Source organism: Pseudomonas sp. IT-P260, from assembly GCF_949768395.1.
GTDB lineage: Bacteria > Pseudomonadota > Gammaproteobacteria > Pseudomonadales > Pseudomonadaceae > Aquipseudomonas > Aquipseudomonas parakoreensis.
The window spans coordinates 749,887-776,312 of record NZ_CATKPO010000011.1 but is presented as its reverse complement, the minus strand read 5'-3'; the positions used below and the strand labels follow the sequence as shown (position 1 = coordinate 776,312).

The following is a 26,426-nucleotide window of genomic DNA, read 5'->3' as shown; positions in this document are numbered from 1 at the left end:
GCGCTAGCCGTCAAGCGGGTCATGCTTTATTATCCAGCATCTTTTTCAGACCATCGAGAGGCGTGCGGCCCACACCGCGGGCAGATGGCACGCAGGAAGCCCGGACTAATAAGATGGCATTGAAATCCCCCGCGTTTCGTAAAAAATTTCCGTTGTTGGTAACCGGCAGTCTGCTGGCTATGCAACCTCTGGCCAGTCAATTCGTTGTTGCCGCCGAGCAGTATGACTGCGCCGTCTCGGCAACGGGTGGCTGGGCGTGTGCGCCCAAGACGCCGGCAGCTGCATTGCCGCCGCGTCCGGTGCATGACGGCAGTGCTGTCAGCGCCGCCGGCGAAGCCCCGGCCCAGAACGGTTCGACTGCCGACACCGGCGCCAAGCCTGTGCTGGTCACCGAAGCCAAGGGCCGCGGCCTGAAATCCCGTAGCGAAGACTACAGTCACCTCGACTGGGTTCCGCGCGAGAAGCTCACCGCCGCCCAATTGGCCGAGACCGGTCCTTACTGCTCTGGTTCCTATATCGAACCGATTCGTCCTGGCATGAATGACAAGACGAATAAAAGTGACGCACCGACCTTTATCGGCGCCAAGGCCTCGCGCTACAACACCGAAGATCAGGTGGGTACGCTGGCCGGCGATGTGGTCCTTCGTCAGGGCAGCATGCAGGTCGAGTCCGACGAGGCCAGCTTGTATCAGGCCGAGAGCCGTGCCGAACTCAACGGCGACGTGCGCATTCGCGACAACGGTGCACTGATCGTCGGCGACCACGCCGATGTGCAACTCGACACCGGTGAAGCCAAGGTCGACAACGCCGAATACGTGATGCACAAATCGCGCATCCGCGGTAACGCGCTGTACGCCAAGCGTGCCGAGAACGCGATCATCCGCTTGAAGGACGGCACGTACACCACGTGCGAACCGAACAGCAACGCGTGGCAGCTCAAGGGCAACAACATCACCCTGAACCCGGCCACCGGCTTCGGTACCGCGACCAACGTGACACTGCGGGTCAAGGACATTCCGATCCTGTACACGCCGTACATCTACTTCCCGATCGACGACCGTCGTCAGTCGGGCTTCCTGCCGCCGACCATTGGCACCGGCAGCGACACCGGCTTCATGCTGGTCACACCGTACTACTTCAACCTGGCGCCGAACTACGATGCCACGTTGTACCCGCGCTACATGAGCAAACGAGGCATGCTGGTCGAAGGCGAGTTCCGCTACCTGACCAAATCCAGCGAAGGCCAGTTCGGTGCGGCGTATCTGAACGACGAAGATACCGATCGCAGCAAGCAGACCGATTACGAAAAGAATCGCTACATGTACAACTGGCAGCACAAGGGCGGTCTCGACTCCCGCGTGTTCACCCAGGTTGACTACACCAAGATCAGCGATCCGTACTACTTCCAGGACCTGAGCACCGATCAGATCGGTGTGAAGAGCGCTGACTATGTGAACCAGCAGGGCTCGGTGACCTACCGTGGCGACTCGTACACCGCCATGTTGAACGCTCAACAGTACCAACTCGCGACCGTTTCGAACATTACGCCGTACGGTCGTCTGCCGCAGATCACCTTCAATGGTCAACTGCCGTATCACCCGGAAGGCCTGAATTTCGATTACGAGACCGAGATCGTCCGGTTTGATCGTGATCTGGAAAAAGGAAACTTTACGGACGAAGACGGCAACGTCTCGCCACGCCTCGATACCAACGTACAGGGTCTGGCGCGCGCCAACGGCGACCGTCTGAATCTGAAACCAGGCGTCAGCCTGCCGATGAACTGGACCTATGGTTTCCTGAAGCCATCGCTCAAGTACCAGTACACCCAGTATCAACTGGATCTGGACGGCACCGGCAAGTCCCAGATTGCTGCACAAACCGCTGAGCAGAACAAACTCAACGGCACCTTCGACAGCAATCAGAGCCGTGGCGTACCGATCGCCAGCGTCGACAGCGGCCTGTACTTCGACCGCAACACGTCGTACTTCGGCAAGAACTATCGCCAGACTCTGGAACCGCGCCTGTTCTACCTGTATGTACCCAAGGTTGATCAGGAAGACATTCCGGTATTCGACACCAGCGAATACACCTTCAACTACGCGTCGCTGTTCCGTGACAACCGCTTCTCCGGCTCCGACCGCGTCGGCGACGAGAACAAGCTGTCGCTGGGTGTGACCAGCCGCTGGATCGAAGACGACGGTTTCGAGCGTCAGCGCATCAGCGTCGGCCAGGCTTACTACTTCAAGGATCGTGAAGTCCAACTGCCAGGCATTGCGTTCAACGATCGCAAGGATGCCCAGTCCGACGTGTCGCCATACGCGCTGGAATACGAATACCGCTGGAACCGCGATTGGCGCACCACGGCCGATTACAACTGGGACCCGGACAGCCGCAGCCCGCGTTCCGGCAGCGCGATGTTCCATTACCAGCCTGAAGACAACCCGAACAAGGTGGTCAACGTCGGTTATCGCTATCGCAACGACCAGGTTCGTTACGATCAGACCACCGGCAAATGGTCGGTGGGTGGCGGCGACTACGGCACCCCGGGTCAGCCTGGCTACGTGAAGGACTACTACAAGATCCAGCAGCATGACTTCTCGGTCATCTGGCCGATCGTTCCGCAGTGGAGCGCGATCAGCCGCTGGCAGTACGACTACAACCGCAACCGTACACTGGAAGCCTTTGGTGGTTTCGAGTACGACAACTGCTGCTGGAAACTGCGCCTGATCAACCGTTACTGGGTTTCCTACGACGAATTCAGTCAGGAAGCTCCGCAAAACGAAAAAGGCGACCACGGCGTCTTCCTCCAAATTGTTCTGAAGGGACTCGGCGGCCTGACTGGCGCCAAGGTAGAGAGCTTCCTCGACAAAGGCATCCAAGGTTATCGTCAACGTGAAGACCAAGCTTTCTGATTCTCTGCGCCCGCTGTTGCTGGGCGCGCTGTTCCTGGGTACTGCGGCCAACGCCGCAGTACAGTCCATCGATAAAGTGGTTGCGATCGTTGATAACGACGTGGTCATGCAGAGCCAACTGGACCAGCGTGTCCATGAAGTTCAGCAGACCATCGCCAAGCGTGGCGGCGGCATGCCGCCGCCGGGCGTGCTGGATCAGCAGGTGCTCGAGCGCCTGATCGTCGAAAACCTGCAACTGCAGATCGGCGAGCGTTCCGGGATCCGCATTACCGACGAAGAGCTGAACCAGGCAGTCGGCACCATCGCCCAGCGCAACAACATGACCGTGGATCAATTCCGCGCCGCCCTGGCTCACGACGGTTTGTCTTATGACGACGCCCGTGACCAGATCAAGCGCGAGATGATCATCAGCCGTGTGCGTCAGCGCCGCGTGGCAGAACGCATCCAGGTCTCCGAGCAGGAAGTGAAGAACTTCCTCGCTTCCGACCTGGGCAAGATGCAACTGTCCGAAGAACTGCACCTGGCCAACATCCTGATCCCGACGCCGGAAAGCGCCAGTTCTGAAGCGATTCAGAGCGCTTACCGTCAGGCCATGGACGTTTACCAGCAACTCAAGCAAGGCGCTGACTTCGGTCAGATGGCCGTTGCCAAATCCGGCAGCGACAACGCCCTGGAAGGCGGCGACATGGGCTGGCGTAAAGCTGCGCAATTGCCACCGCCGTTCGACCGCGAGTTGAGCAGCATGGCGGTGGGCGACATCACTCAGCCTGCACGCACTCCGGGTGGTTTCATCATTCTCAAGCTGCTGGCCAAACGCGGTGGCGAAACCCAGATGCGTGATGAGGTGCATGTGCGCCACATCCTGGTCAAGCCAAGCCCGATCCGCGACGAAGCCAAGACCAAAGCCCTGGTGCAATCGCTGTACGAGCGCATCCTGGCCGGTGAAGACTTCGCTGAACTGGCGAAGAACTACTCCGAAGACCCGGGCTCGGCGCTCAACGGCGGCGACCTGAACTGGATTGACCCGAACGCACTGGTACCGGAATTCCGCGAAGTGATGGCCAAGACCCCACAGGGTCAGCTGTCCAAGCCGTTCCAGACCCAGTACGGCTGGCACGTGCTGGAAGTCCTTGGCCGCCGCGCCACCGACAGCACCGAATCGGCACGCGAGCAACAGGCAATGAATGTTCTGCGTAACAAAAAATACGATGAAGAGCTGCAAAACTGGCTGCGTCAGATTCGTGAAGAAGCCTACGTAGAAATCAAACTCCCTGGTGCAGACCAGGCAGCGCAGTGAAACCCAAGCGTTTCGCGCTGACACCCGGCGAACCAGCCGGCATCGGTCCCGACCTGTGCCTGCTGCTCGCCTCGCAAGCCCAGCCACATCCCCTGATTGCCATCACCAGCCGCGACCTGCTTACCGAGCGGGCCGCGCAGCTGGGGCTGGCCGTCACTTTGCTTGAGGTTGCGCCTGACAACTGGCCGGCGGTTCCAGCCCCCGCCGGTAGCCTGTATGTCTGGGACACTCCACTCAGCGCTCCCGTGGTCGCCGGACAACTGAACAAGGCTAACGCCGCCTTCGTCCTCGAAACCCTGACCCGTGCCGGCAACGGCTGCCTGAACGGCGACTTCGCCGGGATGATCACCGCTCCGGTACACAAGGGCGTGATCAACGAATCCGGTATCCCGTTCTCCGGACACACGGAATTTCTCGCCGACCTGACCCACACCGCCCAAGTGGTGATGATGCTCGCTACCCGCGGCTTGCGCGTAGCCCTGGTCACTACTCACCTGCCCCTGCGCGAGATTGCCGATGCAATCACCCCGGAGCGGCTGGAGCGGGTTACGCGAATTCTGCACGCCGACCTGCAAGACAAATTCGGCATCGCCCGGCCACGCATTCTGGTCTGCGGACTCAACCCGCACGCCGGCGAAGGCGGACACCTGGGCCATGAAGAAATCGACATCATCGAACCGACATTAGAGCGCCTGCGCAGCGAGGGCATGGACCTCCGTGGCCCGCTGCCTGCCGACACTCTGTTTACCCCCAAATATCTGGAGCACTGCGACGCAGTGCTGGCGATGTACCACGACCAAGGCCTGCCCGTGCTGAAGTACAAAGGCTTCGGCGCGGCGGTCAACGTGACCCTCGGCCTGCCGATCATCCGCACGTCGGTCGACCACGGCACTGCCCTGGATCTGGCCGGCAGCGGCAAGATCGACACCGGCAGCCTGCAGGTCGCCCTGGAAACCGCCTACCAGATGGCCGAGACCCGTTTATGACCGAGCAATACCAACACAAGGCGCGCAAACGCTTTGGCCAGAACTTCCTGCACGATGCCGGCGTCATCGACCGCATCCTGCGCTCCATCAGCGCCAAGCCTGACGACCGCATGCTGGAAATCGGCCCCGGCCAGGGCGCACTGACCGCCGGCATCCTCAACTCCGGCGCACAACTCGACGTGGTGGAACTGGACAAGGACCTGATCCCGATCCTCAACCAGCAGTTCGCCGGCAAGAGCAACTTCAACCTGCATCAGGGCGATGCGCTGAAGTTCGACTTCAACACCCTCAACGCCGCGCCGAACAGTCTGCGTGTGGTGGGCAACCTGCCTTACAACATTTCCACGCCGCTGATTTTCCATCTGCTGAACAACGCCGGCATCATTCGCGACATGCACTTCATGCTGCAGAAAGAAGTGGTCGAGCGTCTGGCGGCCGGCCCGGGCGGCGGCGACTGGGGTCGTCTGTCGATCATGGTTCAGTACCACTGCCGCGTGGAACACCTGTTCAACGTCGGCCCGGGCGCGTTCAATCCGCCGCCGAAGGTCGACTCGGCCATCGTCCGTCTGGTGCCGCACGCGGTGCTGCCGCACCCGGCCAAGGATCATCGCCTGCTGGAGCGTGTCGTTCGCGAAGCCTTCAACCAGCGTCGCAAGACCCTGCGCAACACCCTCAAGCAATTGATGACGGCTGCCGAGATAGAAGCCGCCGGTGTCGATGGCAGCCTGCGCCCCGAACAACTGGACCTGGCCGCATTCGTGCGCCTGGCCGACAAGCTCAGCGAACAAGCCCCGCAAACTCCTGTCGCCGACTGACCGGCGATGAACGCTATCGGGCAGGACGCCACTCTGGTTTACTGCCCGATACTTGCCTAGACTGATTCCCCATCAGCTACGCCTCGCGTTCCGCTTTGCTTAAGGCCCTTTTGCATGTCCGATCCTCGTTATCAGGTCGATGTCAGTGTCGTTACCCGCTACCTGGCAGACCAATCGCAACCCGAGCACCACCGCTTCGCCTTCGCCTACACCATCACCGTGCAGAACAATGGCGAGCGCCCTGCCCAGCTGATGTCACGACATTGGGTCATTACCGACGGTGACGGGCATGTCGAAGAGGTTCGCGGCGTCGGCGTTGTCGGCCAGCAACCGCTGATCGAGGTCGGCAAAAGTCACACTTACAGCAGCGGCACAGTGATGACCACCAAGGTCGGCACCATGCAGGGCACTTACGAAATGGTCGCCGACGATGGCAAGCATTTCGACGCGATCATCAAGCCTTTCCGCCTCGCCGTGCCTGGAGCCCTGCACTGATGACGACGTACGCCGTCGGCGACCTGCAAGGCTGCCTCGACCCGCTCAAGTGCTTGCTCAAGCAAGTGGCGTTCGACCCGAAGCTTGATCGGCTGTGGCTGGTCGGTGATCTGGTTAATCGCGGCCCTCAGTCGCTGGAGACCCTGCGCTTTCTCTATGGCATGCGCGAGTCGCTGGTCTGCGTACTCGGCAACCACGACCTGCATTTGCTGGCCGCCGCCAACAACATCGAGCGCCTGAAGAAATCCGACACCCTGCGCGAGATTCTCGAAGCCCCCGATGCGGCTGACCTGCTCGAATGGCTGCGCCAACAGAAACTCATGCACTACGACGAACAGCGCGAAGTCGCCATGGTGCACGCGGGCATCCCCCCGCAGTGGTCGTTGCGCAAGGCCTTGAAGTACGCCGCCGAAGCCGAAGCCGCGCTGCGTGACGACAACCTGTTTCCGTTGTACCTCGATGGCATGTACGGCAACGAGCCGGCGAAGTGGGACAGTGATCTCACCGGCGTGACCCGTTTGCGCGTCATCACCAACTATTTCACCCGCATGCGCTTCTGCACCGCCGACGGCAAGCTCGATCTTAAAAGCAAGGAAGGCCTGGATACTGCCCCGCCGGGCTACAAGCCATGGTTCCAGCACAAAGAACGCAAGACCCGCGGTCTGCGGATCATCTTCGGCCACTGGGCCGCGCTGGAAGGCGATGTCCGCGAACCGGGCGTCTCGGCACTGGACACCGGTTGTGTCTGGGGCGGCAGCCTGACCCTGATGAACGTCGACAGCGGCGAGCGCGTGTCGTGCAAATGCGATGAGCACGGCGGGCTTGCCCCGACCGTCGCACCACTTATCCCCGAAACGTCGCCAGTCAACGTCCCGCGCTAGACTGCGCATTCTGCCGAGCTACAGGAACCCGCCATGAGCGAATTCAAACGAATCCCCCCGGAACAGGCCCAGGCCCTGCGCGAGCAAGGTGCCGTGGTGGTCGATATCCGCGACCCGCAAACCTATGCCGCGCTGCACATCGCCGGCTCGACCCATCTGGATAACCACTCGATCTCGGAATTCATCCGTAGCGCCGATCTCGACGCACCGCTGGTGGTGGTCTGCTATCACGGCAATTCCAGCCAGAACGCTGCGGCTTACCTGATCAGCCAAGGCTTCTCCGACGTCTACAGCATGGACGGTGGCTTCGAGCTGTGGCGTACGACTTATCCGTCGGAAACCGCGCAAGGCAGCGCAGAATAATTTTTTTGTCACGCGCAGGCCCCGGCTGCCGTGGGCCTGCGCGTGGCAGACGAACGGTCTGCCACACATAATTACGTATCTCGCCTTTACCTCTCGAATTCCCAACTATCCTTAAGCCCAGGCCATCCAAAACAGGGGAGAGCCGGTACACCGGCGCACGGGTCATCGGGAGTGACTTTCAAGGTTGTCGACCGCGAAAGTGTTCTGGGGGGTAAACAAGCGGCCACCGCGGCTGCTTGCCAGCATCGACTGAGTGATCCGGCGTCGGCTCCACGTATCGAGCGAGGTGACGTCATGAGTATCTTTAGCCACTTCCAACAACGCTTCGAGTCCACACGCCAGGAAGAACTCTCGCTGCAGGAGTACCTGGAGCTGTGCAAAAAGGATCGCAGCGCTTACGTTTCCGCCGCCGAGCGTCTACTGATGGCTATTGGCGAACCCGAGCTGCTCGATACGTCGACCAACTCGCGGCTGTCGCGGATCTTCTCCAACAAGGTGATTCGTCGCTATCCGGCCTTTGAAGACTTCCACGGGATGGAAGAATGCATCGACCAGATCGTCTCGTATTTCCGCCATGCCGCCCAAGGCCTGGAAGAGAAGAAACAGATTCTCTACCTGCTCGGCCCCGTCGGTGGCGGTAAATCGTCCCTGGCCGAGAAGCTGAAACAGCTGATGGAAAAAGTGCCCTTCTATGCGATCAAGGGCTCGCCGGTATTCGAATCCCCGCTGGGTCTGTTCAACGCCACCGAAGATGGCGCGATCCTCGAGGAAGACTTCGGCATCCCACGGCGCTACCTGAACACCATCATGTCGCCGTGGGCGACCAAACGCCTGGCCGAATTCGGCGGCGACATCAGCCAGTTCCGCGTGGTCAAGCTGTACCCGTCGATCCTCAATCAGATCGCCGTGGCCAAGACCGAACCGGGCGACGAGAACAACCAGGACATCTCCGCGCTGGTGGGCAAGGTCGACATCCGCAAACTCGAGGAATACCCACAGAACGACGCCGACGCCTACAGCTACTCCGGCGCGCTGTGCCGGGCCAACCAGGGCCTGATGGAATTCGTCGAAATGTTCAAGGCACCGATCAAGGTGCTGCACCCATTGCTGACCGCCACCCAGGAAGGCAACTACAACAGTACCGAAGGTCTTGGGGCGATTCCGTTCACCGGGATCCTGCTCGCCCACTCCAACGAATCGGAGTGGCACACCTTCCGCAACAACAAGAACAACGAAGCCTTCATCGACCGGATCTACATCGTCAAAGTACCGTACTGCCTGCGGGTCAGCGACGAAGTGAAGATCTACGACAAGTTGCTGTTCAACAGTTCCCTGGCCAAGGCCCACTGCGCGCCGGACACCCTGAAGATGCTGGCGCAGTTCACTGTGCTGTCGCGCCTCAAGGAGCCGGAAAACTCCAACATCTATTCGAAGATGCGTGTCTACGACGGGGAAAACCTCAAGGACACCGATCCGAAGGCCAAGTCGATCCAGGAATACCGCGACTCGGCCGGCGTCGACGAAGGCATGAACGGTCTGTCGACCCGCTTTGCCTTCAAGATCCTGTCCAAAGTGTTCAACTTCGATCCGCATGAAATCGCCGCCAACCCGGTACACCTGCTCTACGTGCTGGAACAGCAGATCGAACAGGAACAGTTCCAGGCTGAAACCCGTGAACGCTACCTGCGCTACCTCAAGGAGTACCTGGCGCCGCGTTATATCGAATTCATCGGCAAGGAGATCCAGACCGCTTACCTGGAGTCTTACAGCGAGTACGGGCAGAACATCTTCGACCGCTACGTGCTGTATGCGGACTTCTGGATTCAGGATCAGGAATACCGCGATCCGGAAACCGGCGAGATTCTCAACCGCGTCGCCCTGAACGAAGAACTGGAGAAAATCGAGAAACCGGCCGGCATCAGCAATCCGAAGGATTTCCGCAACGAGATCGTCAACTTCGTGTTGCGCGCCCGAGCCAACAACAACGGCAAGAACCCGACCTGGCTCAGCTACGAAAAACTGCGAGTGGTCATCGAGAAGAAAATGTTCTCCAACACCGAAGACCTGCTGCCAGTCATCAGCTTCAATGCCAAGGCCAGCAAAGAGGATCAACAGAAACACAACGACTTCGTTACTCGAATGGTCGAACGCGGCTACACCGACAAACAGGTACGACTGCTGTCCGAATGGTACCTGCGGGTCAGAAAATCACAGTAAACCGCGGCCGGTCAGACCGGTTGTCGTCAGCCCGAGGCCTGTGCCTGCATTTTCTGCTACACAGGCCTCTGGAAGGTGTTCGCAAGTCGATAGCGAGGTACAGGCAGCATCCAGAGCGCTTGGGGGAGCGTGTACGTCCCTTGGCATTCGGCTCAATGCTGCATGACCGCTCCCGCCTTTGCAGGACAGCTTCTAAGGAGTAGTCATGAGCTATGTGATCGACCGACGTCTCAATGGCAAGAACAAGAGCACGGTGAACCGCCAGCGCTTCCTGCGGCGTTACCGTGATCACATCAAGAAGGCTGTCGAAGAGGCGGTCAGCCGGCGTTCCATCACTGACATGGAACACGGTGAACAGATCAGCATTCCCGGTCGCGACATCGACGAACCGGTGCTTCACCACGGTCGCGGCGGCAAACAGACCGTGGTTCACCCCGGCAACAAGGAATTCACTGCCGGCGAACACATCGCCCGGCCACCCGGAGGTGGTGGCGGACGCGGTCCCGGCAAGGCTGGCAATTCCGGCGAGGGCATGGATGAATTCGTTTTCCAGATCACTCAGGAAGAATTCCTCGAATTCATGTTCGAAGATCTCGAACTGCCGAATCTGGTGAAACGCAATCTCAGCGGGACCGACACGTTCAAGACCGTGCGCGCCGGGATCAGCAACGAAGGCAACCCGTCGCGGATCAACATCATCCGCACCCTGCGCTCGGCCCATGCCCGGCGCATTGCCCTGTCCGGCAGCAGCCGCGCCAAACTGCGCGAGGCCAAAGAGGAACTGGCGCGATTAAAACGCGAAGAGCCGGACAACTTCGGCGATATTCAGGAACTCGAGGCAGAAATCGAAAAGCTCAGCGCGCGCATCCACCGGGTGCCGTTTCTCGATACGTTCGACCTCAAATACAACCTGCTGGTCAAGCAGCCCAACCCCAGCTCCAAAGCGGTAATGTTCTGCCTGATGGACGTTTCCGGTTCGATGACCCAGGCCACCAAGGACATCGCCAAACGCTTTTTCATCCTGCTGTACCTGTTCCTCAAACGTAACTACGACAAGATCGACGTGGTGTTCATCCGCCACCACACCAGCGCCCGGGAAGTGGACGAGGAAGAGTTCTTCTACTCGCGGGAAACCGGCGGCACCATCGTCTCCAGCGCCCTGAAACTGATGCAGGAGATCATGGCCGAGCGTTATCCGAGCAACGAGTGGAACATCTATGCCGCGCAGGCTTCCGACGGCGACAACTGGAACGATGACTCGCCGATCTGCCGCGACATCCTGATCAACCAGATCATGCCGTTTGTGCAGTACTACACTTATGTGGAGATCACCCCACGCGAACACCAGGCCCTCTGGTACGAATACGAACGCATCGCCGAAGCCTTTTCCGACACGTTTGCCCAGCAGCAACTGGTCTCGGCCGGGGATATTTATCCGGTCTTCCGTGAACTCTTCCAGCGCAGGTTAGTGACATGACCGCCAAAGAGCAGAAGCGCCAACCCATTTCCACCGGCTCCGAATGGACGTTCGAGCTGATTCAGGCCTACGACCGCGAGATCGCCCGGATTGCGGCCCGGTATGCTCTGGATACTTACCCCAACCAGATCGAAGTGATCACCGCCGAGCAGATGATGGACGCCTATGCCTCGGTTGGCATGCCACTGGGCTATCACCACTGGTCCTACGGCAAACACTTCCTCAGCACCGAGAAATCCTACAGCCGCGGGCAAATGGGGCTGGCTTACGAGATCGTGATCAACTCCGACCCTTGCATCGCCTACCTGATGGAGGAAAACACCATCTGCATGCAGGCACTGGTTGTGGCGCACGCCTGCTATGGCCACAACAGCTTCTTCAAGGGCAACTACCTGTTTCGCACCTGGACCGACGCCAGCTCGATCATCGATTACCTGGTGTTCGCCAAGCAGTACATCATGCAGTGCGAGGAGCGCCACGGCATCGATGCGGTGGAGGACCTGCTCGATTCCTGCCATGCGCTGATGAACTACGGCGTCGACCGCTACAAACGTCCTTATCCGATTTCTGCTGAAGAGGAACGTCGGCGGCAGAAGGACCGCGAAGAGCACCTGCAGAAGCAGATCAACGATCTGTGGCGCACCATCCCCAAAGGCGCGGACAAATACAGCGACAAGGACAACGCCCGCTTCCCGGCCGAACCGCAGGAAAACATCCTGTACTTCATCGAGAAACACGCACCGTTGCTGGAGCCGTGGCAGCGGGAAATCGTGCGCATCGTGCGCAAGATCGCACAGTATTTTTATCCACAGCGTCAGACGCAGGTGATGAACGAAGGCTGGGCCACGTTCTGGCACTACACGCTGATGAACGACCTGTATGACGAAGGCCTGGTAACCGACGGCTTCATGATGGAATTCCTCACTTCGCACACCAGCGTGGTGTTCCAGCCAGGTTTCGACAGCCCGTATTACAGCGGAATCAACCCCTACGCACTGGGCTTTGCGATGTATCGCGACATCCGCCGCATGTGCGAAAACCCTACCGAGGAAGACCGGCGCTGGTTCCCGGACATTGCCGGTTCCGACTGGCTCTCGACCATCAAGTTCGCCATGAGCAGCTTCAAGGACGAAAGCTTCATCCTGCAGTACTTGTCACCCAAGGTCATCCGCGATCTCAAGCTGTTCAGCATCCTCGATGACGACCAGAAGGACGATTTGCTGGTGCCGGCGATCCACGACGAAACCGGTTACCGGATCATCCGTGAAACCCTGGCTGCGCAGTACAACCTCGGCAACCGTGAGCCGAACGTGCAGATCTACAGCATCGACCGACGCGGCGACCGCTCGCTGACCTTGCGTCACCAGCAACACGACCGTAAACCTCTGGGCGACTCCACCGAAGAGGTACTCAAGCATCTGCACCGGCTGTGGGGCTTCGACATTCATCTGGAAACCCTGCAGGGCGACCAGATCATGAAAACCCACCACGTGCCGCCACGCAGTGAACACAGCGAAGGTGATTACGGTCGACTCGACTTGGCCGTGATTCATCTCTAGTTGCGGTTCTGACCTCCGAAAGTCCGACACAAGGTTTATCCTGTCGGGCTAACGGAGGTTTTTTATGCAGATTTTCAAGGTTGGCGGTGCGGTACGCGATCGCTTGCTCGGGTTACCGGTGACCGATATTGATTGGGTAGTGGTCGGCGCCACCGCGGAGGAGATGCTCGCAAAGGGGTATCGCCCGGTTGGCGCGGATTTTCCGGTATTCCTGCACCCCAAGACCGGCGAGGAATATGCCCTCGCCCGCACCGAACGCAAAAGCGGTCGTGGTTATGGCGGCTTCACCTTTCACGCCAGCCCCGAAGTCACCCTTGAAGAGGACCTGGTCCGCCGCGACCTGACCATCAATGCAATGGCCGAGGATGATCAGCAGAACCTGACCGATCCCTATCATGGCCAGCGCGATCTCGAAGCGCGCATCCTGCGCCACGTTTCCCCCGCTTTTGCCGAAGATCCGCTCCGGGTGTTGCGCGTTGCGCGTTTTGCCGCGCGTTATGCCGGACTGGGTTTCACCGTTGCCCCAGAAACGCTGGAATTGATGCGTCAGCTCAGCGAATCCGGCGAGCTGGAAGCGTTGACCGCCGAGCGCAGCTGGAAAGAAATCTCCCGCGCGCTTATGGAGGATCAGCCACAGGTATTCATTGAGGTACTTCACGACTGTGGCGCGCTGAAAGTTCTGATGCCGGAAGTTGACGCGCTGTTTGGCGTGCCGCAACCGGAAGCGCATCACCCGGAAATCGATACCGGGCTCCACACACTCAGCGTGCTGGAACAGTCAGCGCTGCACAAACAACCGCTCACCGTACGCTGGGCCTGTCTGCTGCACGATCTTGGCAAAGGCCTGACTCCTGAAGAAGCGTGGCCTCGGCACATCGCCCACGAACACACGGGGTTGAAACTGATCAAAGCGGTCAACGAACGCTTCAAGGCGCCAAAGGACTGTCAGGAACTGGCGTTGCTGGTCGGCCAGTACCACACCCACGGCCACCGCGCCCTGGAGCTGAAGGCATCGACCTTGCTGGAGCTTTTGCAGAGCTTTGACGTGTATCGTCGCCCGCAGCGTTTCGAGGAGTTCATCGTCGCGTGCGAGATGGATGCGCGCGGACGCAAGGGGCTGGAACAGCGCAGTTATCCACAGGCCGATTATCTGCGTGGAGCAGCCAATGTGGCACGCGGGGTGGCGGTGCAGCCGCTGCTGGAGAAGGGTTTTAAAGGGCCGGAGCTTGGGGAAGCGCTCAAGCGTGAGCGGCTCAAGGCGTTGAAGGCGTACAAGGAAAATCGCTAAAGCAAGATCAAAAGATCGCAGCCTTCGGCAGCTCCTACATGGAAACGCGCGTCCCCGTGTAGGAGCTGCCGCAGGCTGCGATCTTTTGCTTCAAAGATTCAAAGGCGTGAGCTGTTCGCCACGCCATTCAAATCCCACTGGTGCCAACACCTGATCAATCTGCGCCTCGGCCCACAACGTCGCGAAGCTTTTTCCCACACCCGGATGCACACGATCCGGCGCAATCAGCGACAGCGGCCACAGCACAAAGGCGTTTTTCAGAATTTCGGCACGCGGCAGGATCAAACCGTCGAAATTACCCGTCAGATCACCGTACAGCAGCACATCGATATCCAACGGCAACCCCTTGCGATCAGGGGCATAGCGACCATTATCGGCCTCGATGATTTTCAGGCGTCGATCCAGCTCCATCAACGGCAGATCGGTATATGCCGAGACTACAAAATTGAAGAACGGCCCGCTCTTGATCCCCACTGGCTGGCTCTCGAACACCGCCGAACAGCGTATATCCACCAGAAATGTCGCCAAAGCGTCGAGCCCGGCGCGCAAATGGGTTTCGCGCTCGATATTGCTACCGAGCCCGAGGTACACCTGAGTCAGCGACATCCGCGCTTGATCTCCACACCCACGCCACCCTTGGCGGCCGGCACGGCGCCCGGCTTGGTCAGTTTCAGGCGAACCCAGGTAATCTTGAACTCGGTCATCAGCACTTCGACCAGACGCTCGGCAAAGGTCTCGACCAATTGATATTGCGCTTGTTCGGCAAAGGCCAGGATGCGCGTTGAAACGCTGGCGTAATCGAGCGCCAGAGTCAGGTCGTCACCGGCCGCAGCCGGACGATTGTCCCAGGCGAAGCTCAGATCAAGACGCAAGCACTGACGGATGCCGCGCTCCCAGTCATAGGCACCGATCACGGTGTCGACTTCCAGGCCCTCGATAAACACTCTGTCCAAGCACTTCTCTCCGCTGCACGACAAGGGCGCAATGCGCCGTTAGAATCAGGGCGTCCTCGCCCGGAATAGTTAGCATGTTTTGGTTACTGGCGACTCTCGCCTACCTGCTCGGCTCTCTGTCCTTCGCCATTTTGCTCAGCCGCTTGACCGGAAATCCGGACCCGCGAATGAGTGGCTCGGGTAATGCCGGCGCCACCAACATGCTGCGCCTGGCCGGTCGCAAACTGGCGATCCTGACCTTGCTCGGTGATCTGTGCAAAGGCCTGCTGCCGGTGCTGATCGCAGCCGCCGCTGGCCTTTCGCTGCAGGATCAGGCCTGGATCGGCGTGTGCGCCGTGATCGGTCACCTGTTCCCGCTGTATTTCCGTTTTCGCGGCGGCAAAGGCGTCGCCACGGCTGCCGGCATGCTGCTGGGCCTGTATCCACCCGCCGCGCTGCTGGCGGTGTGCGCCTGGCTGCTGACGTTCTACCTGACCCGTACCAGCTCGCTGGCGGCGCTGATCGCCACGCCCCTGACCTTGCCCCTACTTGCATGGCAAGAGCCGGAGGCGCTGCTGCCGATGAGCGCGTTGACGCTTCTGATCGTCTGGCGCCATCGCGGCAATCTACGCGACCTGTTTGCCGGGCGCGAACGGCATTTTTAAATACCGCTCACCTACACCGCCAATCACAGCGCCGACAACTGCTCCATCGGCCAGCGCGCCTGCACGCTGATCGCCAGACTTTCCTGCTGACCGGCCTGCAAACGCTGACAACCGGCAAACGCGATCATCGCGCCATTGTCGGTGCAGAACTCCGGGCGGGCGTAGAACACATCGCCCTTCATATCGCCGAGCATCTTTTCCAGCGACGCGCGCAACGCCTTGTTGGCGCTGACGCCGCCAGCGATCACCAGACGCTTCATGCCCGCGTGTTTCAGGGCGCGCTTGCACTTGATGGTCAAAGTCTCCACCACGGCCTGCTGGAACGCCAGCGCAATGTCGCAACGGGCTTGCTCGCCGTCGTCCCCGGCGCTGACGCATTGTTGCCAAGTGTTGAGGGCAAAGGTCTTCAAGCCGCTGAAGCTGAAATCCAGGCCCGGGCGATCACACATCGGACGCGGGAAGGTGAAACGCCCTGCGACGCCCTTCTCGGCCAGCTTGGCGATTTCCGGCCCGCCCGGATAATTGAGGCCCATCATTTTCGCGGTTTTGTCGAACGCTTCACCGGCGGCATCGTCGAGGGTCTCGCCGAGCAGGCTGTATTGGCCAATTCCATCGACCTGAACCAGTTGCGTGTGCCCACCGGACACCAACAAAGCGACGAACGGGAATTCCGGCGGTTTTGGCTCCAGCATCGGCGCCAGCAAGTGGCCTTCCATGTGGTGCACACCAAGTGCCGGAATACCCCAGGCAAACGCCAGCGCCTGAGCGCACGAGGCACCGACCAGCAGCGCGCCGACCAGGCCCGGGCCCGCGGTGTAGGCGATCGCATCGATCTCGGTCGGCACGCAGTCGGCCTCGGCCAACACCTGACGAATCAAGGGCAGCATGCGTTTGACGTGGTCACGCGAGGCCAGCTCCGGCACCACGCCGCCATAGACGCGGTGCAGGTCGATCTGGCTGAACAGCGCGTCGGCCAGCAGGCCGCGTTCACTGTCGTATAATGCGACGCCGGTTTCGTCGCAGGAGGTTTCTAATCCCAGTACTAGCATGGGTTTGCGCCTTGTTTAGGCTGAATTCGAAGGCGCGCATAATAGTCGCCACGCGATGCCCCGACTAGCGGTTTTCGATCAGAGGCTTTGCATTCCGAGCGATGAGGGGTTAACATCCGCAACCCTTAAAAACCGACGTCTTCAAGTGCTCTTTTGCCGCGAGGATGTTGACCCCGGTAATGAATGAAGGTAGCTCTGGATGCCAGCCGTCAAAGTTAAAGAGAACGAACCCTTCGACGTAGCTCTGCGTCGTTTCAAGCGCTCCTGCGAAAAAGCCGGTGTACTGGCTGAAGTTCGTAGCCGCGAATTTTACGAGAAGCCAACTTCTGAGCGTAAGCGCAAAGCAGCAGCCGCTGTTAAGCGTCACGCCAAGAAAGTTCAGCGCGAACAGCGCCGCGCCGTTCGTCTGTACTAATACACAGACGTTCGTAGCAAGCTTCTTGCCTAAGCCCGGCCTTCAGCCGGGCTAATGGCATTTGCGTAAAACGCTTGATGCTTCACCGTCGAAGCCGCACACGCGACCGAGACAAATCTGCTTCACGCGTCAGACCTGGCTCTTTTGCCAGCGGTGCACGTCTTTTCTGACGAGTCTTTCAAGGCTACTGACGAGCACACCTACTGATTCCTCTTACGACGATCAGCCCAAGGCACCGCCATGCGTGCCCGCTTTATTGAGCTATCCGAGGCCATTTATCGGCCGCCAGCGGATTCAGCGCAACACTTTCAAATAGTCGACGACTGATGGGTACTAACGTCAGTGGATTATCGGCAGATACACTTCCCGACAGCGAATATGCACCGACCGGTCGAACCGCCCACTTTGTGCGCTTCACTCAAGACCTGTGCCCGGCCGCCCTTCGCATCGGACTCATTACAGCGCAGACGAGAACGCCATGGCCGGGCTGATTCCCCAGAGCTTTATTGACGACCTCCTGAACCGCACCGACATCGTCGACGTGGTCAGCTCGCGCGTGCAACTGAAAAAGGCCGGCAAGAACTACACCGCCTGCTGCCCGTTCCACAAAGAGAAAACCCCGTCGTTCAGCGTCAGCCCCGACAAGCAGTTCTATTACTGCTTCGGCTGCGGCGCCGGCGGCAACGCCCTCGGCTTTCTCATGGACCACGACAACCTGGATTTCCCCCAGGCCGTCGAGGACCTGGCCAAAGCCGCCGGCATGGAAGTCCCCCGCGAAGAAAGCGGCCGTCCGCACAAACCGCGACAGCCAACCGACTCGCCGCTGTATCCGCTGCTCTCCGCCGCCGCCGACTTCTACCGCCAGGCGCTCAAGAGCCATCCGGCGCGCAAGGCTGCGGTGGATTACCTCAAGGGCCGCGGCCTGACCGGCGAGATCGCCCGGGACTTCGGTCTCGGCTTTGCGCCGCCGGGTTGGGACAATCTGTTCAAGCACTTGAGCAGCGACACTTTGCAGCAGAAGGCCATGATCGACGCCGGCCTGCTGATCGAGAACGCCGAAACCGGCAAACGCTATGACCGCTTCCGCGATCGCGTGATGTTCCCGATCCGCGATACCCGTGGCCGGATCATCGCTTTCGGCGGCCGGGTACTGGGTGACGACAAGCCGAAATACCTGAACTCGCCGGAAACCCCGGTCTTCCATAAAGGCCAGGAACTCTACGGCCTCTATGAAGCACGCAAGAACAATCGCAACCTCGACGAAATCATCGTCGTCGAGGGTTACATGGACGTCATCGCCCTCGCCCAGCAAGGCTTGCGCAATGCCGTCGCAACCTTGGGCACGGCGACCAGCGAAGAGCACCTCAAGCGCCTGTTTCGCGTCGTGCCCAACGTCCTGTTCTGCTTCGATGGCGACCAGGCTGGCCGCAATGCGGCATGGCGCGCACTGGAGGCGACACTGCCGTGCCTGCAGGACGGACGCCGTGCGCGCTTCCTGTTTCTGCCCGAAGGCGAAGATCCGGATACGCTGGTTCGCGCCGAAGGCACTGACGCCTTCAAGGCCCGCATCAATCAGCATGCGCAGCCGCTGGCAGACTATTTCTTCCAGCAACTGACCGAGGAAGCCGATCCGCGCTCGCTCGAAGGCAAGGCCCACATGGCCACCCTCGCCGCGCCGCTGATCGACAAAGTACCGGGCGCCAACCTGCGCATTCTGATGCGCCAGCGCCTGACCGAAATCACCGGCCTGAGCAGCGAAACGGTCAGCCAGCTCGCGCAAAGTGCGCCGCAGGAAGCTCCTCCGGCCTACGATCCGGGCATTGATTACGACGCAATGCCGGACTACAGCGACTACCATCAGCCGCAGGCACAGGACATGTATGTGCCGCAGCAGGAGTGGACACCAAAGAAAACCGGCGCCAGCGGCAAGAAATGGGACAAGAAACCCTGGGACAAGAACGGCAAGCGTGGCGGCGATCGCGATCAACAGCGCCCGCGCACGCCGATTGGCGTCGAGTCCCCGACGCTGACCGCCCTGCGTACATTGCTGCACCACCCGCAACTGGCCGAGCGCGTCGAAGACGCCGGGCACATTGCGGACGAAAATCAGACCAATGCCCAGTTGCTTGTGGCGCTGCTTGAAGCCGTACAGAAGAATCCCAAGCTAAACTCATTTCAGTTGATCGCGCGATGGCATGGCACTGAACAAGGTCGCTTGCTCAAGGCACTGGCGGAAAAGGAGTGGCTGATTGACGGAGAAAACCTTGAACAACAGTTTTTCGACACCATTACTAGCTTGTCAGCCCGCCAACGCGAGCGAAATCTGGAACAGTTGCTCAGGAAAGCGCGTCAAAGCGAACTGAGCGCCGAAGAGAAAAATCAACTGCGCGACCTTTTAAGTCGCAATGTTTCCGCATCAAACCCGACCTCAACTGGCGCGTGAGGTCATAGCTCAGGTATAATCCTCGGCTTGTTTTTTGCCCGCCAAGACCTTCAGTGGATAGGGTGTTATGTCCGGAAAAGCGCAACAGCAGTCTCGTATTATTGAGTTGATCAAACTGGGTCGTGAGCAGAAGTATCTGACTTACGCCGAGGTCAACGACCACCTGCCCGAGGATATTTCAGATCCGGAGCAGGTGGAAGACATCATCCGCATGATTAACGACATGGGGATCCCCGTACACGAGAGTGCTCCGGATGCGGACGCCCTTATGTTGGCCGACGCCGATACCGACGAGGCCGCTGCGGAAGAAGCAGCCGCCGCGTTGGCCGCGGTGGAGACCGATATCGGTCGCACCACTGACCCGGTGCGCATGTACATGCGTGAAATGGGTACGGTCGAGCTTCTGACTCGTGAAGGCGAAATCGAAATCGCCAAGCGTATCGAAGAAGGCATCCGTGAAGTGATGAGCGCTATCGCGCACTTCCCAGGCACGGTTGACCACATTCTCTCCGAGTACACTCGCGTCACCACCGAAGGTGGTCGCCTGTCCGACGTTCTGAGCGGTTACATCGACCCGGACGACGGCATTGCGCCGCCTGCTGCCGAAGTGCCACCGCCGATCGACGCGAAAGCCGCCAAGGCTGACGACGATACCGACGACGATGACGCCGAAGCTTCGGATGACGAAGAAGAAGCCGAAAGCGGTCCGGATCCGGTCATCGCTGCCCAGCGTTTCGGCGCTGTGTCCGACCAGATGGAAATCACCCGCAAGGCCCTGAAAAAGCACGGTCGTCACAACAAGGCCGCCGTTGCCGAGTTGCTGGCCCTGGCCGAGCTGTTCATGCCGATCAAACTGGTGCCGAAGCAATTCGAAGCCCTGGTCGAGCGTGTTCGCAGTGCCCTTGATCGTCTGCGTCAGCAAGAGCGCGCGATCATGCAATTGTGCGTACGTGATGCACGTATGCCACGCGCCGATTTCCTGCGTCAGTTCCCGGGCAATGAGGTCGACGAAAGCTGGTCCGACGCCCTGGCCAAAGGCAAGAGCAAATACGCCGAAGCCATTGGTCGCGTACAGCCAGACATCATCCGTTGCCAGCAGAAGCTGATTGCGCTGGAAACCGAAACCGGTCTGACCATCGCTGAAATCAAGGACATCAACCGTCGCATGTCGATCGGTGAGGCCAAGGCCCGCCGCGCGAAGAAAGAGATGGTTGAAGCCAACTTGCGTCTGGTGATCTCGATCGCCAAGAAGTACACCAACCGCGGCCTGCAATTCCTCGATCTGATCCAGGAAGGCAACATCGGCCTGATGAAAGCGGTGGACAAGTTCGAATACCGTCGTGGTTACAAGTTCTCGACTTATGCCACCTGGTGGATCCGTCAGGCGATCACTCGCTCGATCGCCGACCAGGCTCGCACCATCCGTATTCCGGTGCACATGATCGAGACGATCAACAAGCTCAACCGCATTTCCCGCCAGATGTTGCAGGAAATGGGTCGCGAACCGACTCCGGAAGAGCTGGGCGAACGCATGGAAATGCCTGAGGACAAGATCCGCAAGGTGTTGAAGATCGCTAAAGAGCCGATCTCCATGGAAACCCCGATCGGTGATGACGAAGACTCTCATCTGGGTGACTTCATCGAAGACTCGACCATGCAGTCGCCAATCGATGTGGCAACCGTTGAAAGCCTGAAAGAAGCAACCCGCGAAGTGCTGTCAGGCCTCACTGCCCGTGAAGCCAAAGTACTGCGCATGCGCTTCGGTATCGACATGAACACCGACCACACACTCGAAGAAGTGGGCAAACAGTTTGACGTAACGCGCGAGCGGATCCGTCAGATCGAAGCCAAGGCGCTGCGCAAGCTGCGCCACCCGACGCGAAGCGAGCATCTGCGCTCCTTCCTCGACGAGTGATACCAGAACCCCCGGCCCAGGCCGGGGGTTTTGTTTATACGGCAGATTAAATCCCTCGCACCGCCCCTCCCCCGCATACCCCGTCTACACTCGAAACAATCAATCCCGTGCCCTAACGAGACGGTTATGCCCAGACTGGCGCCCGTGCTTTTCTTGCTGTCACTGATGATCTGGACCGCAACGGCTAACGCGCTGACTCTGACCGATGAAGAACGTAGCTGGCTCGCGGCTCACCCGGACTTACGCCTGGGTGTCGACGCCTCGTGGCCGCCGTTCGAGTTCCGCGATGAACAGAACCGCTATCAAGGCCTGGCCGCTGATTACATCGACGTGATCCGCCAGCGCCTGGCCGTCAAACTCACCCCGGTCGAGCCGTCGAGCTGGACTGAGGTGCTGGCGCAGGTAAAAACCGGCAAGATCGATCTGCTGCCCGGGATCATGTCCACGCCCGAACGCCAGAACTATCTGTCGTTTACTCGCCCTTATCTCGATTTCCCGATCGTGATCCTCGCTCATATCGGCGGCGCGCAACCGCGCAAAATCGAAGATCTGTACGGACTGAAGATCGCCGTGGTGGAAAACTACGCCCCCCACGAACTGCTGCGCACCCACCATCCGGATCTGAATCTGGTGGCCATGCCCAATGTCAGCTCAGCCTTGCAGGCCCTGGCTACCGATGAAGTAGATGCGGTCGTCGGCGATCTCGCCTCCAGCGTCTGGAGCCTGCGCCAACTCAAGCTCGACGGTTTATACGTAAGCGGCGAAACCCCGTATCGCTACCAGTTGGCCATGGGCGTGCCCCGTGACAACAAAATGCTGGTGGGCATTCTGGACAAGGTCCTGGCGGACATGAGCCCGGAGGAAATCAGCAGCATTCAGGAACATTGGGTCGGAAATGTCCTCGATCATCGGACATTCTGGTCGGATTTGCTGATTTACGGCCTGCCGGGCCTGTTATTGCTGATGATCATCCTGGCCGTGGTCATTCGCATCAATCGCCGCCTGAGTTCGGAAATTGCCCGCCGCGTCGACCTCGAACAGGAATTGCGCAGCAGCGAATACCACTACCGCGGACTGGTGGAGAGCCTGTCGGCCATCGCCTGGGAAGCGCGCATGAGCGACTTCACCTACAGCTATGTGTCGCCCCATGCCGAGGATCTGCTCGGTTATCCACAGGCGCACTGGCTGATTCCGGGTTTCTGGCGCAACATCATCCACCCCGCCGACCTGACGCGTGCCCAGGCCATCTGCGACGAGGCGGTGCGCGAAGGGCGCGATCACACCCTCGATTATCGGGTGATTACCGCAGACGGGCGCTGCCTGTGGGTGCGCGATATTGTCAGCCTGATCGAGCACGGCCATGAGCCGGTGATGCGCGGGCTGATGATCGACATCAGCGAAACCAAACGTACAGAAGAAGCATTGCGGCTGTCGGAGCAAAAGTTCGCTTCAGTGTTCCAGCAATGCCCGGACATTCTGGTCATCGCGAGGCTGTCCGATGGCTGCCTGTTGGAGGTCAACGAAGCCTTTGAGGAACAGATCGGCCTGAAGGCCGAAGAAGTCATTGGCCAAACCGCCACCGAACTCAACATCTGGGGCATTCCCGGGGTCGGGCCAGGACTGCTCCAGCGCTTGCAGGCCGGCAGCATCCGCAACCTGGAGATGCCCTTTCGCCGCAACAACGGTCAGGTATTCACCGGCCTGATCTCCGCCGAACCCTTCGACCTCGACACCACTCCAGCGCTGGTGGTGGTGGTGCGCGACATCACTCAGCTCAAGGAAACCCAACAACAACTGCAAACTTCCGAAGAGAAGTTCGCCAAGGCTTTTCATGCTTCACCGGACGGCTTGCTGCTGTCGCGTCAGAGCGATGGCCTGCTGCTGGAAGTCAACGAGGGCTTCAGCCGCATCACCGGATTCAATAGCGCGATGTCGGTGGATCGCTCGGCGCTGGACCTGGGGATCTGGGTCAACCTCAACGAACGCAAGCAAATGCTCGACCTGCTGCACCGCGACGGTTTCGTGCGCGACTTCACTTGCCATATCCGTCGCAGCGACGGGCAGATCCGCCTGTGCGAAGTGTCCAGCCGACCGCTGCCGATCGGCGAAGAAGACTGCATGCTGACCATCGCCCGGGACATCACCGAACGCCATCTGATGCAGGAAAAGCTGCAACAGGCGGCCACCGTTTTCGAGAGCACCGCCGAGGGCGTGCTGATCACCGACACCCAACAGCACATCAGCGCGGTCAACCGTGCATTCACCGAGATCACCGGCTACAGCGAAAGCGAGGCCCTCGGCCACACTCCGCGCCTGCTCGCCTCCGGCCTGCACGACAGCGCGTTTTATGCGGCGATGTGGCACCAGTTGACCGACGAAGGTCACTGGCAAGGCGAGATTTCCAACCGGCGCAAGAACGGCGAGCTGTACCCGAGCTGGCTGACCATTAGCGCCGTGCGCAACCGCGACAAGTTCATCACCCACTTCGTCGCGGTGTTTGCTGACATCTCCAGCCTCAAACACGCACAAGCCAAACTCGACTATCAAGCGCACCACGACCCACTCACCGGCCTGCCGAATCGAACCCTGTTCGAAAGTCGCCTGCTCACCGCGCTGAACAGTCAGCAGGAAAATGGCGGTCAGGGCGCCGTGCTGTTTCTCGATCTCGACCGTTTCAAACACATCAACGACAGCCTCGGGCACCCGGTTGGCGACCTGCTGCTCAAAGGCATTGCCGTACGTTTGAAAGAACAACTGCGTGATATCGACACCGTCGCACGATTGGGCGGTGATGAATTCATTATTCTGCTGCCGGGCCTGCAACAAGCCAGTGATGCCGACAACATCGCTATCAAACTGCTCAACTGCTTTGGCGCACCGTTTCAGGCCGGTGAGCACGAGTTTTTCATCAGCGCCAGCATCGGCACCAGTCTGTATCCACGGGACGGCTGCGACGTCGCCACCCTGGTGAAAAACGCCGACGCCGCGATGTACCGCTCCAAAGCCAAGGGCCGCAACCGCGTCGAAAGCTACACCCGCGATCTCACCGCCCAAGCCAGCGAACGCGTGGCACTGGAACACGAACTGCGCCGGGCCATCGAACGCGAAGAGTTGTTCCTCTACTACCAACCGAAAATCAGCCTCGACGACCATCGCCTGGTCGGCGCCGAAGCACTGATCCGCTGGCGCCACCCGACCTTCGGCGAAGTGCCGCCCGAGCACTTCATCCCGCTGGCCGAAGAGAACGGCATGATCTTGCAGATCGGTGATTGGGTGCTCGAGACCGCTTGCCGGCAGATGTTCGAGTGGAATCAGATCTATGACAGCCTCGGCCCGCTGTCAGTCAATCTCGCCGGTGCGCAACTGCGCCAGCCGAATCTGCTCGGGCGTATCGAACAACTGCTCAGGGACAACCGTCTGCAGCCGGATTTACTGCAACTGGAAATTACCGAAAACTTCATCATGAGTCAGGCCGAAGAGGCCTTGGCGGTGCTGCACCAGCTCAAACACCTGGGTGTACAACTGGCGATCGACGACTTCGGTACCGGTTATTCTTCACTCAGTTACCTCAAACGCCTGCCGCTGGACATCCTCAAGATCGACCAGTCGTTTGTTCGCGGACTGCCCGATGACCCGCACGACGCGGCGATTGTGCGGGCGATCATCGCACTGGGCCGGAGCATGCAATTCACCGTGATTGCCGAAGGTGTGGAAACCCAGGCGCAACAACAATTTCTGGCGGCTGAGGGCTGCGAACAGATCCAGGGCTACATCGTCAGCCTGCCGCTGCCCCCGGAAGAATTCGCCGCAACGTTTCTTCGTGTAACCGTATCGGATTATTCGGATAGCACAGCCGAGAAACCGTCGTTATAATCCGCGACCTACTGAGGGCCTATAGCTCAGTTGGTTAGAGCAGAGGACTCATAATCCTTTGGTCCACGGTTCAAGTCCGTGTGGGCCCACCACATTTGAAAGCCGCGCTACATGCGCGGCTTTTTCTTGGGCGATCGATTGGGGGAACAATTTCTGCGAGCGCAATGTTCGGAAGACTTCCCCGGAGTCTGTAGGAAAGTTCCGAAGCTTTGATTTTAAAGGCTTTGGTGTCTGTTGGGCTGGTCTTTGGCGGGATACTCTCGAGGCGTCGCTGCTTATCAGCGGTCGGGCTTTGAAACCCGTCGAATCAAAACGCACCTGCTCTTTTTATGGTGGCTGAGCGTGGGACGTCTTCGAGCGTGCCGGTTCCTTGGTTCCCGGTTTTCCAACCTGCGTACAGCCGCCACTCATTCGCTTGGAAACGGATGGACCGGCTCCTTGAACCAGGGATTATCACCATGATTGAAACAGACTCGCCCGCAGATTCAAAAAAACATTGGCCTCACCCCCTTCATCTACTGCGCCAACCACCCCCTCTTCCCGTCAGCGCCGACGTCCCGATCGGCGACGCACTGGCTCAAGCCTCCGACCTGCTGTTTCTGATCAAGCCCTTCGCTGAAAATGTCGATTACGACAAAAAACCGCCCGCTATACCTAGGGCGCTCATTTCCTGGCGGCGATGAGCAAAGCGGTGATTGATGATGTGGTGAAAGTCATCAACCATCAGAGAATTACGACACGGAATCAAACGCAGGTTTGTCGCTACTTTCCTAGATACGCGCTCCGGCAAATCGGGACGTCGATGCCTTTTCACCCTAATACCCACTGAATGTCGCCCGGAAAT

Annotated in this window: 19 protein-coding genes, 1 tRNA gene and 1 pseudogene; 18 read left to right on the top strand and 3 right to left on the bottom strand. The window is 59.4% G+C overall.

Translation table 11 applies throughout. The features are described from left to right. The first annotated feature begins 113 nt into the window (after positions 1–113). The 11 genes from ACM6HV_RS10380 to ACM6HV_RS10330 all read left to right on the top strand — a co-directional run bounded on the left by ACM6HV_RS10380 (position 114) and on the right by ACM6HV_RS10330 (position 14,290). Entirely contained in the window at positions 114–2,912 is a 2,799-nt protein-coding gene (locus ACM6HV_RS10380) for an LPS-assembly protein LptD (RefSeq protein WP_145593495.1), read from the top strand. After that, positions 2,893–4,209, top strand: a complete 1,317-nt coding sequence (gene surA, locus ACM6HV_RS10375) for a peptidylprolyl isomerase SurA (protein WP_222018068.1) — start codon at positions 2,893–2,895, stop codon at positions 4,207–4,209. The genes ACM6HV_RS10380 and surA overlap by 20 nt, the downstream gene beginning before the upstream one ends. Then, a complete protein-coding gene (gene pdxA / locus ACM6HV_RS10370; protein ID WP_145593497.1) occupies positions 4,206–5,195 on the top strand; it encodes a 4-hydroxythreonine-4-phosphate dehydrogenase PdxA in 990 nt (329 codons plus the stop codon). The genes surA and pdxA overlap by 4 nt, the downstream gene beginning before the upstream one ends. Continuing rightward, positions 5,192–6,010 (top strand): 16S rRNA (adenine(1518)-N(6)/adenine(1519)-N(6))-dimethyltransferase RsmA, encoded by an 819-nt coding sequence (gene rsmA / locus ACM6HV_RS10365; protein WP_145593498.1) that lies wholly within the window; start codon positions 5,192–5,194, stop codon positions 6,008–6,010. Before pdxA ends, rsmA begins: the two co-directional genes overlap by 4 nt. 114 nt (positions 6,011–6,124) lie before the next feature. After that, positions 6,125–6,505 carry a Co2+/Mg2+ efflux protein ApaG gene (gene apaG / locus ACM6HV_RS10360; RefSeq protein WP_414904132.1) on the top strand — a complete coding sequence of 127 codons (381 nt, stop codon included), beginning with the start codon at positions 6,125–6,127 and terminating at the stop codon, positions 6,503–6,505. Continuing rightward, positions 6,505–7,386, top strand: coding sequence for a symmetrical bis(5'-nucleosyl)-tetraphosphatase (locus tag ACM6HV_RS10355; RefSeq protein ID WP_414904131.1), 882 nt, complete (start codon positions 6,505–6,507; stop codon positions 7,384–7,386). The genes apaG and ACM6HV_RS10355 overlap by 1 nt, the downstream gene beginning before the upstream one ends. Positions 7,387–7,419: 33 nt before the next feature. After that, positions 7,420–7,749 (top strand): thiosulfate sulfurtransferase GlpE, encoded by a 330-nt coding sequence (glpE, locus tag ACM6HV_RS10350; RefSeq protein ID WP_414904130.1) that lies wholly within the window; start codon positions 7,420–7,422, stop codon positions 7,747–7,749. A 294-nt stretch (positions 7,750–8,043) separates the two neighbouring features. Then, entirely contained in the window at positions 8,044–9,966 is a 1,923-nt protein-coding gene (locus ACM6HV_RS10345) for a PrkA family serine protein kinase (protein WP_003228848.1), read from the top strand. Positions 9,967–10,171: 205 nt separating this feature from the next. Beyond that, the gene (locus ACM6HV_RS10340; protein WP_041070055.1) at positions 10,172–11,443 is read left to right on the top strand and encodes a YeaH/YhbH family protein; all 1,272 of its coding nucleotides are present in this window, start codon (positions 10,172–10,174) and stop codon (positions 11,441–11,443) included. After that, positions 11,440–13,002 (top strand): SpoVR family protein, encoded by a 1,563-nt coding sequence (locus ACM6HV_RS10335; protein ID WP_414904129.1) that lies wholly within the window; start codon positions 11,440–11,442, stop codon positions 13,000–13,002. Before ACM6HV_RS10340 ends, ACM6HV_RS10335 begins: the two co-directional genes overlap by 4 nt. Before the next feature lie 64 nt (positions 13,003–13,066). Continuing rightward, the gene (locus ACM6HV_RS10330) at positions 13,067–14,290 is read left to right on the top strand and encodes a multifunctional CCA addition/repair protein (RefSeq protein ID WP_414904128.1); all 1,224 of its coding nucleotides are present in this window, start codon (positions 13,067–13,069) and stop codon (positions 14,288–14,290) included. Between the two features lie 90 nt (positions 14,291–14,380). On the opposite strand, the gene folK is transcribed toward ACM6HV_RS10330, so the two are convergent. Together folK and folB are read right to left on the bottom strand one after the other, a co-directional pair. Next, on the bottom strand, positions 14,381–14,896 hold the full coding sequence (gene folK / locus ACM6HV_RS10325) for a 2-amino-4-hydroxy-6-hydroxymethyldihydropteridine diphosphokinase (protein ID WP_414904127.1): 516 nt from the start codon (positions 14,894–14,896) through the stop codon (positions 14,381–14,383). Next, positions 14,887–15,243 carry a dihydroneopterin aldolase gene (gene folB, locus ACM6HV_RS10320; RefSeq protein WP_414904126.1) on the bottom strand — a complete coding sequence of 119 codons (357 nt, stop codon included), beginning with the start codon at positions 15,241–15,243 and terminating at the stop codon, positions 14,887–14,889. The genes folK and folB overlap by 10 nt, the downstream gene beginning before the upstream one ends. Positions 15,244–15,317: 74 nt before the next feature. On the opposite strand from folB, the gene plsY reads away from it, so the two are divergent. Further along, positions 15,318–15,887, top strand: coding sequence for a glycerol-3-phosphate 1-O-acyltransferase PlsY (gene plsY, locus ACM6HV_RS10315; RefSeq protein ID WP_041070041.1), 570 nt, complete (start codon positions 15,318–15,320; stop codon positions 15,885–15,887). A 23-nt stretch (positions 15,888–15,910) separates the two neighbouring features. Here the strand turns inward: plsY and tsaD are convergent, their stop codons facing one another. Beyond that, entirely contained in the window at positions 15,911–16,936 is a 1,026-nt protein-coding gene (gene tsaD / locus ACM6HV_RS10310) for a tRNA (adenosine(37)-N6)-threonylcarbamoyltransferase complex transferase subunit TsaD (RefSeq protein WP_145593503.1), read from the bottom strand. A gap of 199 nt (positions 16,937–17,135) precedes the next feature. On the opposite strand from tsaD, the gene rpsU reads away from it, so the two are divergent. The 6 genes and pseudogenes from rpsU to ACM6HV_RS10280 all read left to right on the top strand — a co-directional run bounded on the left by rpsU (position 17,136) and on the right by ACM6HV_RS10280 (position 26,411). Further along, the gene (gene rpsU / locus ACM6HV_RS10305) at positions 17,136–17,351 is read left to right on the top strand and encodes a 30S ribosomal protein S21 (protein ID WP_002551877.1); all 216 of its coding nucleotides are present in this window, start codon (positions 17,136–17,138) and stop codon (positions 17,349–17,351) included. A 478-nt stretch (positions 17,352–17,829) separates the two neighbouring features. Further along, entirely contained in the window at positions 17,830–19,794 is a 1,965-nt protein-coding gene (gene dnaG, locus ACM6HV_RS10300; RefSeq protein ID WP_414904125.1) for a DNA primase, read from the top strand. 67 nt (positions 19,795–19,861) lie between these two features. After that, the gene (rpoD, locus tag ACM6HV_RS10295; protein ID WP_041070030.1) at positions 19,862–21,709 is read left to right on the top strand and encodes an RNA polymerase sigma factor RpoD; all 1,848 of its coding nucleotides are present in this window, start codon (positions 19,862–19,864) and stop codon (positions 21,707–21,709) included. A 126-nt stretch (positions 21,710–21,835) separates the two neighbouring features. Then, on the top strand, positions 21,836–25,582 hold the full coding sequence (locus ACM6HV_RS10290; RefSeq protein ID WP_086793438.1) for a bifunctional diguanylate cyclase/phosphodiesterase: 3,747 nt from the start codon (positions 21,836–21,838) through the stop codon (positions 25,580–25,582). A 15-nt stretch (positions 25,583–25,597) separates the two neighbouring features. Beyond that, positions 25,598–25,674 (top strand) — tRNA-Ile (locus ACM6HV_RS10285). A gap of 370 nt (positions 25,675–26,044) precedes the next feature. Continuing rightward, positions 26,045–26,411, top strand: a pseudogene (locus ACM6HV_RS10280) (DUF3077 domain-containing protein). Positions 26,412–26,426 lie beyond the last annotated feature (15 nt).